Source organism: Nocardiopsis sp. RV163 (assembly GCF_001029525.1).
Classification (GTDB): domain Bacteria; phylum Actinomycetota; class Actinomycetes; order Streptosporangiales; family Streptosporangiaceae; genus Nocardiopsis; species Nocardiopsis dassonvillei.
Genome location: NZ_LEKI01000011.1, coordinates 34,754 through 46,978 on the forward strand (window position 1 = coordinate 34,754; position 12,225 = coordinate 46,978).

General features: G+C 71.3%; 13 protein-coding genes. 7 read left to right on the plus strand and 6 right to left on the minus strand.

The window, feature by feature from the left end:
• Window positions 1–193: 193 nt before the first annotated feature.
• The 4 genes from ABD54_RS03795 to ABD54_RS03810 all read left to right on the plus strand — a co-directional run bounded on the left by ABD54_RS03795 (window position 194) and on the right by ABD54_RS03810 (window position 1,977).
• On the plus strand, window positions 194–586 hold the full coding sequence (locus ABD54_RS03795) for an ATP-binding protein (RefSeq protein ID WP_327136465.1): 393 nt from the start codon (window positions 194–196) through the stop codon (window positions 584–586).
• Window positions 587–596: 10 nt separating this feature from the next.
• Window positions 597–818, plus strand: a complete 222-nt coding sequence (locus ABD54_RS03800) for a hypothetical protein (protein ID WP_047868018.1) — start codon at window positions 597–599, stop codon at window positions 816–818.
• A 128-nt stretch (window positions 819–946) separates the two neighbouring features.
• Entirely contained in the window at window positions 947–1,447 is a 501-nt protein-coding gene (locus ABD54_RS03805) for a hypothetical protein (RefSeq protein WP_152691996.1), read from the plus strand.
• A gap of 5 nt (window positions 1,448–1,452) precedes the next feature.
• Window positions 1,453–1,977, plus strand: coding sequence for an ATP-binding protein (locus ABD54_RS03810; protein WP_235431968.1), 525 nt, complete (start codon window positions 1,453–1,455; stop codon window positions 1,975–1,977).
• A 382-nt stretch (window positions 1,978–2,359) separates the two neighbouring features.
• Here ABD54_RS03810 and ABD54_RS03815 read toward each other — a convergent pair whose 3' ends face one another.
• From ABD54_RS03815 to ABD54_RS03820, 3 genes are all read right to left on the minus strand, one after another.
• Window positions 2,360–2,779 (minus strand): hypothetical protein, encoded by a 420-nt coding sequence (locus ABD54_RS03815; protein WP_047868020.1) that lies wholly within the window; start codon window positions 2,777–2,779, stop codon window positions 2,360–2,362.
• Complete coding sequence (locus ABD54_RS28270; RefSeq protein ID WP_155979732.1) at window positions 2,776–2,931, minus strand: hypothetical protein; 156 nt, start codon at window positions 2,929–2,931, stop codon at window positions 2,776–2,778. The genes ABD54_RS03815 and ABD54_RS28270 overlap by 4 nt, the downstream gene beginning before the upstream one ends.
• A 358-nt stretch (window positions 2,932–3,289) precedes the next feature.
• Window positions 3,290–4,099, minus strand: a complete 810-nt coding sequence (locus ABD54_RS03820; RefSeq protein ID WP_053063530.1) for a VanZ family protein — start codon at window positions 4,097–4,099, stop codon at window positions 3,290–3,292.
• 521 nt (window positions 4,100–4,620) lie between these two features.
• Here ABD54_RS03820 and ABD54_RS03825 point away from each other — a divergent pair.
• Entirely contained in the window at window positions 4,621–6,903 is a 2,283-nt protein-coding gene (locus tag ABD54_RS03825) for a DPP IV N-terminal domain-containing protein (RefSeq protein WP_152691997.1), read from the plus strand.
• 105 nt (window positions 6,904–7,008) lie between these two features.
• Here ABD54_RS03825 and ABD54_RS03830 read toward each other — a convergent pair whose 3' ends face one another.
• Together ABD54_RS03830 and ABD54_RS03835 are read right to left on the minus strand one after the other, a co-directional pair.
• Complete coding sequence (locus ABD54_RS03830; protein ID WP_047868021.1) at window positions 7,009–7,713, minus strand: AAA family ATPase; 705 nt, start codon at window positions 7,711–7,713, stop codon at window positions 7,009–7,011.
• A 330-nt stretch (window positions 7,714–8,043) separates the two neighbouring features.
• Window positions 8,044–9,072, minus strand: coding sequence for a GntR family transcriptional regulator (locus ABD54_RS03835; RefSeq protein ID WP_047868022.1), 1,029 nt, complete (start codon window positions 9,070–9,072; stop codon window positions 8,044–8,046).
• 291 nt (window positions 9,073–9,363) lie between these two features.
• Between ABD54_RS03835 and ABD54_RS03840 the strand changes: the two genes are divergently transcribed.
• A complete protein-coding gene (locus tag ABD54_RS03840; RefSeq protein WP_047868023.1) occupies window positions 9,364–10,536 on the plus strand; it encodes a DUF418 domain-containing protein in 1,173 nt (390 codons plus the stop codon).
• 139 nt (window positions 10,537–10,675) lie between these two features.
• On the opposite strand, the gene ABD54_RS03845 is transcribed toward ABD54_RS03840, so the two are convergent.
• Window positions 10,676–11,140 (minus strand): PACE efflux transporter, encoded by a 465-nt coding sequence (locus tag ABD54_RS03845; protein WP_047868024.1) that lies wholly within the window; start codon window positions 11,138–11,140, stop codon window positions 10,676–10,678.
• 98 nt (window positions 11,141–11,238) lie between these two features.
• Between ABD54_RS03845 and ABD54_RS03850 the strand changes: the two genes are divergently transcribed.
• Entirely contained in the window at window positions 11,239–12,126 is an 888-nt protein-coding gene (locus ABD54_RS03850) for a LysR family transcriptional regulator (protein ID WP_047868025.1), read from the plus strand.
• Window positions 12,127–12,225: the final 99 nt, after the last annotated feature.

A 12,225-nucleotide genomic window follows, 5' to 3' on the forward strand; every position in this document is an offset into this window, starting at 1 on the left:
GCGCCGGGTGTCAGTCCATCCCTTCTCTTGGAAGGTCCCGATGAGCAGCTTTGACATACCGCGGCAGCGGAGGACGCAAGACGAGGACAGCGGCCCAGCTATGGGAGGAAGTGGTCTACCCCGACGGGTGTCCGGTGGCAAACGAGGCGTGAGGGTGGCGATCTTCGGGCCGTTGCCCTCGCAGGTGCGGCAGATGCGCGCTTGGTGTCGTAACGGCGTATCCGTGGACCCGCTTCGCGCTCTGCGCGTCGAGTTGGTGGCCAGCGAGCTGGCGACCAATGCGCTGACCCATTCGGCGTCAGGTCAGGCGTGCGGGCACATTCGGGTGGAGATGGAGTCGTTGCCCGGCCGACTCGTCCGTATCGCGGTCACCGACGACGGACCGCGCCCGGGGCAGAACGTGTGCCTTCCGCGCCTGTCACCGGAGGTCGACGCTCTGGTGGCGTGCGGACGAGGGCTTCGCCTCGTGGACCGTCTGTCCGTGGAGTGGGGCTGGAACGGCGAGCCCGGTACGCCCCTGACGGTGTGGGCGCACATCGACCCCTACGCGCCCGTCCCCGACCCCGACGACGCCGTCGCGGCCTGAGCAGCCCGGAATGGCGTGGGACCGCAGTCAGGACGCCGCCCAGTACGAGGCCGCCCGCCTGCTGGAACAACTCCACGAACGCTGGTGGGTGCTGTGGGGACCGGCTTCGCGCCGCTTCTTCGCCTTCCACCTCGGTCCGCACCGTGTTCCACCGCTGAGCGCGACCACACCGCAACTGCTGGACGCGGCCATCCGCGCCACCGAGCGCGAACTTCGATCCCTTCGACCATGAGCGGGAAGCGCAGCCCTGCCCGGGGCCAATGACACCCGCCCACACAACAGAAAACAAGGTGCCCCGACCGGTGCTCCAACACCGGACCGGGGCGCGATCAACCACCTGAACACACCAGGAGGAAGACCGTGGAACACCCTATCGGCAGGCACCGCAGGCCTCGCCAGAGTCTGGCCGGGCGTGTGTGGTCGCTGACCGCCGCCGTGCTGGCCATCGCCCTGGCCTACGTGTTCGTTCCCCAACGCCACCGACGCCCCGGACCGGAGCCGACCGCGATCACGCCGTCGCCCCGCCGCCGAGAACTGCCGTCCGCCCTCGTACCCGCTGAGCGACGCCCTGTCCGGGAGCTGCCGGGCTTCCCCGGTGACCAGGTGCGGCGCACGAGGACGGCCCAGACCTTCCCGCATGGGCAGAGCGACCGCCGCGCACAGGCGCCCCGACCTCGTCCCGGAAACGAGGCCGCTCCCTCCACACTCGATTCCGGCACCGGCACGCTGGTCCGCCCCTACATGCCGCCGCTGCCACGGGTCCCGGTCGGTGACCTGCTGGCCGAACCCGTGAAGGAGCAGTCCGACGACTTCGCGGACCTGGCCGCCGTCATCCGCGTCTACCTCGACAGGGTCGGGTGAGCACCATGACGACGACACTCACCCCTGCCCCGGCTCCGGAACCGATGCCGTCCCCGCCCCGGCGGGCGTCGACCTGGTGGGAACACCGCGCCTACCGCTCGGATCCGGCCCAGGCCCGACAGGTCCGCGCCGACCTGCGCGCCGATCTGGCGGGGTTCGATACCGACCTGGTGGACACCGTGCTGTTGTGCGCGGCCGAACTGGCCGCCAACGCCGTCAAGTACGCATCCGAGGGCCGGGAGTTCCTGCGGGCCCTCGCCCTCCTGGACGAACGCACGCTGTGGCTGGCCGTGGTGGACGAGGGAGGCGGCACCGGCCTCCCTCGCATCCCGGACGACCGGTCGGACGACGAGTGGTCGTTGGCCGAGGGGCAGCGCGGCCTGATGCTCGTCGACTCCCTCGCCCAGGCATGGGGCCATTACCTGGTGGGACCTGGCAGCGCCCGTCTGGGCCTCGGAGTCTGGGCGACCTTTCTGCTGTCACCCGACGACCGTCTCTTCAGGCTTCCGGGGTTCGTGATGAACAACTGACCGGGCTCTGAACCTGGAGCGCAGTGGGCGGCACCCGTAAGGTGCTGCCCACTGCGATCAGGCCGTGCGGAGCCCGCGCTTCTTCCCGGCTGAGGGCGTTCGGCCAAGCGTGCGGACCGGTGGACGGCGTCGACCGGCCGGGGGCACGGGGTACGGGACATCACGCGTTCGATCTGGGCGGGTGGTGGTTCTTCCGCAGTGCGTAGGGGACCGCGGGCGTCCGGGCCGGAAGCGAAGGGGCCGTTCGTCGTGTCCGGGGGATCGTCCACAGGGTGCGTGGAACCGGTGGCGGAGTCGTACGCCGACGCCGTGCGCCGGTTCCCCCGCCGGACACCTGCTGATCGCTAGCCGTCCCGCTCCGGACTCCGCGCAGGCGACGTCCCTAACACCGGGCGGACGCGGCCTCGACCCCCGCCGCACGCAGCCTCCGGGCCAGGAGCTCCACCTCCGGAAGGGTTCCCGAGTAGTCACCAGCCAGTACCCGGTCGAGCACGGCTCTGGCATCGGTGAGGCCGATGCCGAGCTCGGCCCGCAGCACACGCATGATCGCGACGTTTCCAGCTGACGGGTCCACGAGAAGCTTCACCGGGCCGTGCTCGTCGAGAATCCGATCCCGCAGTTCGTCGGGGAGAGCACCGCCGCAGGCCGTGAACGAGGAACCACAGGCCCGGCACGCGCATTCGACGTCCCACCGCAGGGATCCGCCCACCAGGACCTGGACGCCCTGGCACTCCAGTCGTCCGCCGCAACCCTGGCACACGGCCGGATATTCGATGGACGCGTACACGGGCTGCTGGGTCATCCCCGCTCCTCGACGGAAGAGAAAACGGCATAGTCGGAAGCAACGATGACACCGAAGGCGCTACCTGCCGTGAGTTCGGTCAGGCCGACGGCACTGATGAGGAGCAGCGCTCTCTTTGATGCGAGGGGCGCAGAACTCTGGTCGTCGGACACGCGGAGCCTTTCCGCTGAGGGCATGATGGTTTGCCACGCTCTGAAACCCTAAGGTGCCCTGCCTCAAGGTCCGAAGACGGGGGATGGACAAGACAAGCCGGAAAAGGGGAAACAGCCCAGCGTTTCCGCGTTGAAGCGTGCGGCCTGGACGTTGACAGCATGGTCCCGTTGGCGAAAACCCGGGGCTCGGGGGCTCCGAGCGGACCACGGGCAGGGTCTACCGGGGGCTGACGGCGGAGCCGACCGAATACGGTGCACCTACCGTCCCGGCCTTCGGCTGCCCGGACGCCGCGATCGACACCATCTCATCGGCTGGTCCCGGACGGCTCGCGCCGGACGCAAGGGTACCGACACCGTCCTAGCTGCTGGTGAGCTTGCGTGGCCCGGCTCCTGCCCACTTCCGTGCCGCAGCCATTGTGAGAGTGGCAAGCAGCACGCCGACAAAAGCACCCGTGGTGTTGACCAGGACGTCCGCGACGTCGGCGCTTCTTCCCGCGGCCAAGGCCCACTGGATGCACTCGATGGTCACGGAAAGCCCGGGGCCGAAGAACGCCCGAGCTGCCCAGGACGTGAAAGCGTGGAAGGCCAGAACCCCGATGGGAATGAAGAGGAGGAGGTTCATGACCTTTTCCTCGACGATCAGCCCTGCATACTCCAGGGGCTGGCCAGTGGTGGCGATGCCGTCCGCCATCTCCCGGAGGGCAAGGGCCTCATCCTTTCCCGAGACCTCTCCGCCTGCTTGGTCTGTCACGGTGATAGTTCCGTCACTTTCCTCGTGAAGGAAAAAATCGTGAGGCTGGAACCGAAGTTCTGCTTGCCTTTCCTCTTCTGTGAGCTCATGCGGACTGTAGAAGGCGCTTTGCCCGTTGCTCAGGATCGAAGCATACGTCTCCTCCGGAATGGACTGCTGCTGAATCTCATGAAAAGAAGAAAGAGGATCCCATTCGACGCTGCGGTCGGCGGTGTTTATCTGGGTCCAGTGCAGGAGCGGCGCCGCGAGGACGAACAGATACAAGCAGGTCGCCACTGCGGTCAGGGCGCGCACCTTCGAGCGCGCCTCCCCTTGCCCCCGGGCGAGGGAGAGGGAGATGAGGAGCGAGAAGATCGCGATGAGAAAGACTGAAACCGCGACGGTGGTCGGATTGACATGGAGGAGAACGGTCCACATTTCTTTCCTGCCGAGTCTTTCGTCGGTTGTGTGGGGGCAGCGAGTGAAGCTCAAACCCGGTGCGGGCCAGGAAGGACCATGAGCGCCGGTCCTCCTCGCAGACCCGGTCGATGCCTCGCCCCGCCGTGTCGGCGACCTCCGCCGGGTGGTCACCGGCCGTGTCGGACGACTCCCGGGGCCTGCCGGACGACCTCGGACAGCGCCGGAGGACCTCCGTCGCCCTTTGCCGGTGTACTCGGTCCGCCCCCTAGGAACCCCCGCCCGGGACGACGACCGGTGTCCAGGAGGGGTGGTCCGGTTCGTACTCGTCCTCGGTGGGCTGGTGCGCGTCAACGCGGGGTCGGTGACGGCGTCAGTGACCCCGGACCGCCTACGAAGCTACTCCCGGATCACCTAGCCCCTCGCAGCGGCTCCGGGAGAAGCGGGCCTCGACGAGGTGTCGGTCACCCATCCCTTGAGTCCGACGCGACGTCACCCTGTTGAGTGGGCGGCGCCAAGCACCACGAGCGGAAGGCCTCCCCGTGAACGATCCGGCTGAACGAACACGCCTCGACGCCGCCGACTACGCCCGCGCCGAGCAGATGCTCGCGCCGCACAGAGCCCGCCTCATACCGCAGGCCGCCGTCGCACCGCAGTGGTCGAGCGACGGCGCCCGGTTCTGGTACCGCTCGGGGACACGGCACATCGTGGTCGATCCGACGGCGGGCACCAGACGCGACGCGTTCGACCACGAACGTCTGGCGGCGGCGCTGTCACAGGGCTCCGGACACGCGGTCGAGGCCGACGACCTGCCGCTGGCGTCCCTCGACTTCGAGCCCCCGGGCGGCGGAGCCGACGCGATCCGCTTCTCGGCGTTCGACACCCGGTGGGAGTGGTCGGACCGCGCCTCGTCCTGCACCCGGATCGACGACGACCACCCCGCGGGGCCGGGCGAGGTCGCCTCACCGGACGGGGCGTGGGTGGCGTTCCGCCGCGGGGGCGACGTGTGGGTGCGCAGCCGCGACGGCAGGCAGGAGTTCGCGCTCACCGAGGACGCGGAGCCGGACTGGGACTACGGCGGCCTGCCCGACGCCGCCACGAAGGTATCGCTGCCCCTGCAGGGCCTGGACGCGCCGCTCGTGGCCGAGTGGTCGCCGGACTCCACCCGGCTGCTCACCCACCGGATCGACCAGCGGGGGCTGCCCGAACAGGTGCTGGTGGAGTCGTCCCCGCCCGGGGGCGGGCGGCCGGTGGCACACCGCATCCGCTACCCCATGCCCGACGACGAGGCCCAGGCGACGGTGTCATGGCGCGTGCTCGACGTCGGTACCCGGCGGGTCGTCGGCGAACAGGGCGACCCGGAGGTCCTCTCGGTCCACAACCTGACGCGACGGTGGTGGACGGGACAGCGGGGCAGCGCGATCCACGTCCTGCACCAGTCGAGGGACGGGCGTACCGTGGAACTGCGCCGTCTCGACCCGCTCACCGGGGCGCGGACGACGCTGGTCACCGAGACCGACCGCACCCGGGTCGACCCCTCGCCCTACCTCCACCTCCCTCCGGTGACGCGTGTGCTGGACTCCGGGGAGATCCTGTGGTGGTCCCAGCACGACGGTTGGGGCCACCTCTACCTCTACTCCGCCGACGGCGGCCGGGCCGAGCGGGTCACCGAGGGGCCGTGGCTGGTCCACCGGGTGCTGTGGGTCGACGAGGACCGCCGCCAGGTGTGGTTCGTCGCCTGCGGACTCCACGCCGACGACCCCTACGTGCGACAGATCTGCCGCGTGGGCCTCGACGGCAGCGGGTTCGAGCGGCTCACCGACGACGACCTCGACCACGACGCGGTCAGCCCTCCACAGGGCGGCTATCTCCTCGACCGGGCCTCGGACGTGGCCACGCCGCCGCGGGCACGGGTGCTCGACGGCGACGGGCTGACCCTGGTCGAACTCGAAGCCCCGGACACCGCTCCGCTCCGAGCGGCGGGCTGGAGCCCGCCCGAGCGGTTCCGCACCCTCGCCGCCGACGGGCGCACTCCGATCCACGGCGTGCTGTGGCGCCCGCACGGCTTCGACCCGGCCAGGCGCTACCCCGTCGTCGACCACTGCTACCCCGGACCCAACACGCACCGGGCGTCGCCGGCGTTCGGGAACCTGTTCACCGGGGAGCCCGAGGCGCTGGCCGCGCTCGGGTTCGCCGTGGTCGCGATCGACGGCCGGGGCACCCCGCTGCGCGGCAAGGCGTTCCTGGACCACTCCTACACGGGGGACCTGGGCATGTCGGCGGCGCTGGCCGACCACGTCGCCGCCATCCGCGAGCTGGGGCGCCGCCACTCCTGGTTGGACACCGGCCGAGTGGCCATGACCGGCGATTCGGGGGGCGGTTTCGCCACGGCCCGTGCCCTGCTCACCCATCCGGAGTTCTACACCGTGGGCGTCGCGCGGACCGGCGCCCACGACTTCTCGGTCTACCTGCCGTTCTGGACCGAACAGTTCTGCGGCGAGCCCAGCGCGGAGAACCGCCGGGCCATGGTCAACACGCACCTGGCCGACAACCTGCGCGGCAAGCTCCTGCTGATCGACGGCGAGCTCGACGACAACGTGCTGCACTACCAGAGCCTGCGCCTGGTCGACGCGCTCATCGACGCCGACGCCGACGTCGACATGCTCCTCGTGCCCGGCGTCGACCACAGCCTCATCGGCCGCTACCACTACGTCACGCGGCGGACCTGGGACTACCTGGTGCGCCACCTGCACGGCACCGAGCCCCCGCGCTACCGCATCGCTCCGCTCCCGCCGATGCCGGAGTGGGCCGTCGTCCCGTCCTGAGGACACGGCGGTAGGGTCCCCCGAGTCGCAGCGGGTTCGGGACCGCTCCCGGGCAGCGGACCGCTGCCCGGGGGCGGGCCGGTCGGCGGCGCCGACCGGCCGGGGTCACGGGGTACCGGACATCACGCGTTCGATCCGGGCGGGTGGTGGTTCCTCTGCGGTGCGCAGGGCGCCGAGGGCGTCCGGGCCGGAACCGAAGCGGATCCAGGCCAGCTCCCGCGCCCGGCGCCGGTCGAGTGCGAGCAGGCTGCGCGCGCCCGGCGCGAACGCCTCCGGCCCGCGCCGGGTGGCCGCGCGCAGCCGCCGCCAGCGCCGCGAGTGCGTCCGGTGGCTGTGCGCGGTCACCCGCCGTCCCCGGGCGGCCTGCCCGCTCCGGGCCTCCTGCGGGGTGGCGTCGATCATCAGAACGTGGACCTCGTACCGGCGCAGTCGGCAGAGCAGGGCGAGCAGCACGCGGACCGAGCGCCGGGTCCCGCACTCGTGCACCACCACCGGGCCGCCGCGCAGCGCTGTGGTCACCCGGGCCAGGTGCAGTACGTGCACCACCCAGCGCCACAGCGGGTAGGGGACGCGGCCGAGCAGCGCCCCGAGCCGGTAGCGCGACTGGAGCGAGTCGATCACCCGCACACCGTCGGCGGCGACCACGGTCCGCTCCTCGTCCCCGCGCAGACCGAACAGCCGCCGCAGCAGGGTGCTCTTCCCGGCCCCGGGCACCCCGGTGACCAGCACCAGGGAGCGGCGGGGGTAGACCGCCCCGAGCACCCTCGCGTCGTTCACCGATGGTGCGTACCGCACCAGACCCTGGGACATCTTCGGTAGCTCCTCAAAAGCCGACCTGGGCGCCGGTGGGGTGCGGCTCCGCAGCGGCCGCGTCACCGACGTCATGGCGCTGCTGTGCGTCTGCTGATCTGAGAGGTTGGTGCCGCGGAGGGCGGGAGGGCCGCCGATCGCGTTGTGGAACCGGTGGTGATTGTAGTGATGCCGCCGCCTCGGAACGCCTCCGGTTCCCCTCGTCGGCCGGGTCCCCGCCGTGGGCCGGGCGGAAGCGGTCGTCCACGGTGTCGCACGGCCAGGAACCCCCCCGTGTTCAGGTGTACCCCGTGGCGCTCGCGGGACGCCCGTCGGGACCCCTTCGCGGGCTCACCGGGTCGTGCCCGTCGGACCGGCGGCGCCCCCGTCCACGGACCGTTCTCCCGATTCGATCAGCGGCGTGAGTCCGTCCAGCAGGTGTTTCATTCCGAGGCCGAAGATCGCGTGCACGTCGGTCGGCCCCGAGACGCTGAACGTCAGGGGGAACCCGCCCTGCTCGGCGATCCGCAGGAACTCCTCGCCCCTGGACCTCCACCAGTGCTCGGCGTCCATCCCTGCCTCGTACCCCTCCACCACCGCGCGTGTGCCCTGGAGGGCCATGCCGGAGGTGTAGGCGGACACGAAGGTGAGGATCGCCATGGCCTCGTCCGGTGAGCGGCCCTGGCCGGTGATCACCCGCATCATCCACTCGGCGTTCTGCACCAGCCCGGGCGACTGGACCGCCCCGGCGAGCGGGGTCAGTTGGACGGCCCAGGGGTGCGCCCGGTAGACGCCCCACTCCGTCAGCAGCGCCAGTTCGAGCGCCTCGCGCCAGTCGGCGGGCGGCGGGTCGGGCAGGGCGTGCTCGGTGTAGACCTGGTCGATCATCGCCGTCACCAGCGCCTCCTTGTTCGCGACGTGGCGGTACAGGGCCATGGTGCTCACCCCGAGCTGGGTGGCGACCCTGCGCATGGACAGGCCGTCGATCCCCTCGGCGTCGGCGATGGTGATCGCGGCCCGGACGATGGCCCCCCGGTCGAGGCCGCCGGTCTCGGCGGCCGGACGATGGCTTCCCGGGTCTTCCGTCCGCACCGGACGCGGGCGTTCCCGCTGGCGCTGTGGTTCCCGCGGCTCCGGTGCGGGGGCGGGTGCGCCGCGCACGAGGGTGCCCACTCCGCGCACCGCCTCGACCAGACCCTCCTGGCGCAGGGCGGCCAGCGCCTTGGTGGCGGTGGCCATGGCCACCCCCCACTCGCGCATGATCTCCCTGGTCGAGGGCACCCGTTCGCCCGGCCGCAGCTCCCCGGAGCCGATGCGCGCGCGGATGTCGGTGACGACCCGCGCGTAGGGCGGCAGTTCCTCTTTTCCGGTCGTGGACACCGCTGACCCCTTCCGCTCCTGTCTCGTTGTTCCCGAGTGTACTAGTGCACGGCGGGGTTCGGGCTGCCTCGGCGAAGGCGCTGGGGTGGCCCTGGGGAGCCCCTTCCGATCCTTGGTGCACTAGGCATGTGCACTAGTGCTGTTGGGCTTTAGTGTCGAAATTAAGGGGCTTGAGGCGGGGGAGTGTTGTGTGTACGATGTACGCGCAGTGCGTCGCTCCGACGTGCGCCCCGGTGCGCGCCTCGGCGCGTACGCCGTCCATCGGAGTCCAAGGCCCTTTCGGAGGCCACCATGTCCCACACGTCCACTCCCGAGCCCCGAACGGCTCCGGTCCCCGGCCACCCGCTCCCGCTCGACCGCCGCTCCCTGGCCCCGGACCTGGCCCGCGGCGTCATGCTGCTGTTCATCGCGCTCGCCCACACGCACCTGTTCACCGTGTTCATCGGCGGCCCGGAGGGCGCTCCCAGCCCCGCCGACCAGCTCACCACCGCGGCCACGGTCATGTTCGTCGACCTGCGCAGCTACCCCATGTTCGCGGCCCTGTTCGGCTACGGCCTGGCCCAGATCCACCGCCGCCGAGGCGAACAGGGGCAGGACTGGCCCCGGACCCGCGGCCTGTTGCGCCGACGCGGCCTGTGGATGATCGCCTTCGGACTGGCGCACACGGTGCTGCTCTTCCCCGCCGACATCCTGGCCGTCTACGGACTGGTGACGCTGGCCCTGGTGGGCGTCCTGCGTTTGCGCGACCGGACCCTGGTGATCCTGGCGGCGGCCTGGCTGCCCGTGGCCGCGGCCCTGCACGCCCTCATCGCCGCCGAGGACGTAGTGACCGGACAGGGTATGCCGCTGATGCCCGACGGGTTCGCGGACGAACTCCTCTTCCGGGTGACCCTGTTCTCGGTCCTGGCCGTGGTGATGTTCGCCAGCACGCTCGTCCCGTTCCTGATCGGCGTCCTGGCGGCCCGGCACCGGATCCTGGAGCGGCCCCACGAGCACCTGCGGCTGCTGCGCGCGACCGCGTTCACGGGCATCCCCCTGGCGGCGCTGGGCGGCCTCCCCCTGGCCCTGGACAAGGCGGAGGTGTGGACCGGCGCCACCGCCGGGGACCTCGTCGCCGCCACCGCACTGCACCAGGTGAGCGGCTACGCGGGCGCGCTCGGCTACGCCGCGCTCATCGCCCTGGTCGCGGTCCGCCTCACGGGCCGACAGGGGCCGGTGACCGACGCCCTGGCCGCGCTCGGACAGCGCTCCATGACCTTCTACCTGGCCCAGTCCGTGGCCTGGGCCGTGCTCTTCTCCTCCTACACGCTCGACCTGCACATGACGTCGCCCGCCGTCGGCGCGGGCGTCGCGGTGGCCGTGTGGCTGACCACGGTGCTGCTCGCCGACCTCATGCGCCGCCGGGGCGTGCGCGGGCCCGCCGAGGCGGCGCTGCGCCGCCTCACCTACGGGCCGTCGCGCTGAACCGTCCGGTCCTTGCGCGCGGGCCGGTCGGCGGATTCCTCCCCCGACCGGTCCGCGCCGGTGACGACGGCTCCGGGGGCGGCCCGCCGCGCAGAGGCCACCGGTACGGGTCCCGTGTGCGCGTGCGACGGCGCGTGCCTCAGTCAGAACGCCCGGAACCGGCCGGCTCCTCCTGCCCGACCTCGTTCACCGCCGAGCTGGGAACGCCGAAGATCCTGTCGAAGGCCCAGTTGTAAGCGAAGGTGTAGAACGGGATGTAGACGATGAACACCAGGTCCAGCACGAACGCCCGCAACAGCGTGATCTCCAGCCACCACGCGATGAGCGGGATCAGGAAGCACACCAGGGTCAGCTGGAAGCCCACCGCGTGCAGGACGCGCCGGCGCACGGTGCGCGTGCGGTCCCGCTGGCGCCGCTCCCACGCCTCGAACAGGTAGTTGAAGGCCAGGTTCCACGTCGTCGCCACGCAGGTGATCATGAGCGCCAGGGGTCCGGTGGCGGCCGGTGACTCGCCCGTCAGCAGCGTCATCACCGCGGTGCCCACCGCGAGCCCCAGGACCTCGTATCCGCCCACGTAGACCAGCTTGCGCTTCACGCCTCGCACAGCACACACTCCCCGTTCCGTCGCTCAACGGGGGAAGACGTTATATTCAGGACCACTGAACAGAAAAGTCAGGTCCCTTCAGAAAAGCTGACAGTCGTATGGCTCTCTCCAGTGACGGCATCGAGCTGTTCCTGGCCGTGGTCGACCACGGCTCCTTCTCCGGCGCGGCCCGCGCGCTGCGCCGGGTGCCCTCCGCGGTGAGCATGGGCATCGCCAACATCGAGGCCGAACTCGGCTACCCCCTGTTCGACCGGTCGCGCCGCGAGGCGGTGCCCACCCCGCGTGCTTTGGCCCTGGTGCCCCACGCACGGTCCGTCGCCAGCAGGCTGCGGCTGCTGCAGGTCCACGCCGTGGAGCTGTCGCGGGACCTGGAGAGCACGCTCACCGTCGCCGCGGCCGCCGGTGTTCCCGACCGGGACCTGCTGGACGCCCTGGCCCGGGTCGGCGGTCGCTACCCCCTGCTGCGCGTGAACCTGCTCCGGGCGCCCCAGGACGCGGTCCGGGAGATGCTGCACCGGGAGCGGGCCGACCTGGCGCTGCTGGCCGCGGCCCCGGACATGGACCGGGAGGAGGTCTTCACCAACGTGACCGACGAGGTCTTCGTGGCGGTGGTCTCGGCCACCGCGCACACCCCCGGCCTGCCCGCCGACCTGCGGCGCCTGGAGGACCTCGGTGCCAGCCGCCAGATCGTGGTCGCCGGTCCCGACGACGCGGTCGCCGATCGCCGGCTCCTGGTCTCCGACGCCCGGTGGCACGCGGACTCGGTGGAGGCCGCGCTGGCGCTCGTGGAACGCGGTGCGGGGTGGGCCAACCTGCCCTCGGGGGCGGTGCGGGACGCGGTCGCGGCCGGGAGGGTGAGGGTGCTGGAGTTCGTCAACCTCAAGAACGGGCTGGCGATGCCGGTGCACCTGATGTGGCTGCGCAGGAGGCCGCTGCGCCGGGCCGCGGGGGAGGTCGTCGCGCTGATGAGCCGCGACCACCGCTGACCGGCCGGAGCGGGGACCGGTACCGGGAACGGGAACCGCCTCCGACGCGTGGTGGAGGAGCGCTTCGCCGAGTGCCCGGGCGGCGCGGGGCGGGTTCGG

Excerpts from the sequence above, each read along its gene's own strand:
- ABD54_RS03795 (WP_327136465.1), top strand. The coding sequence starts at position 194 with ATGCGCGCTTGGTGTCGTAACGGCGTATCCGTGGACCCGCTTCGCGCT.
- ABD54_RS03800 (WP_047868018.1), top strand. The coding sequence starts at position 597 with ATGGCGTGGGACCGCAGTCAGGACGCCGCCCAGTACGAGGCCGCCCGC.
- ABD54_RS03810 (WP_235431968.1), top strand. The coding sequence starts at position 1,453 with ATGACGACGACACTCACCCCTGCCCCGGCTCCGGAACCGATGCCGTCC.
- ABD54_RS03815 (WP_047868020.1), bottom strand. The coding sequence starts at position 2,779 with ATGACCCAGCAGCCCGTGTACGCGTCCATCGAATATCCGGCCGTGTGC.
- ABD54_RS03820 (WP_053063530.1), bottom strand. The coding sequence starts at position 4,099 with ATGTGGACCGTTCTCCTCCATGTCAATCCGACCACCGTCGCGGTTTCA.
- ABD54_RS03830 (WP_047868021.1), bottom strand. The coding sequence starts at position 7,713 with ATGTCCCAGGGTCTGGTGCGGTACGCACCATCGGTGAACGACGCGAGG.
- ABD54_RS03840 (WP_047868023.1), top strand. The coding sequence starts at position 9,364 with ATGTCCCACACGTCCACTCCCGAGCCCCGAACGGCTCCGGTCCCCGGC.
- ABD54_RS03850 (WP_047868025.1), top strand. The coding sequence starts at position 11,239 with ATGGCTCTCTCCAGTGACGGCATCGAGCTGTTCCTGGCCGTGGTCGAC.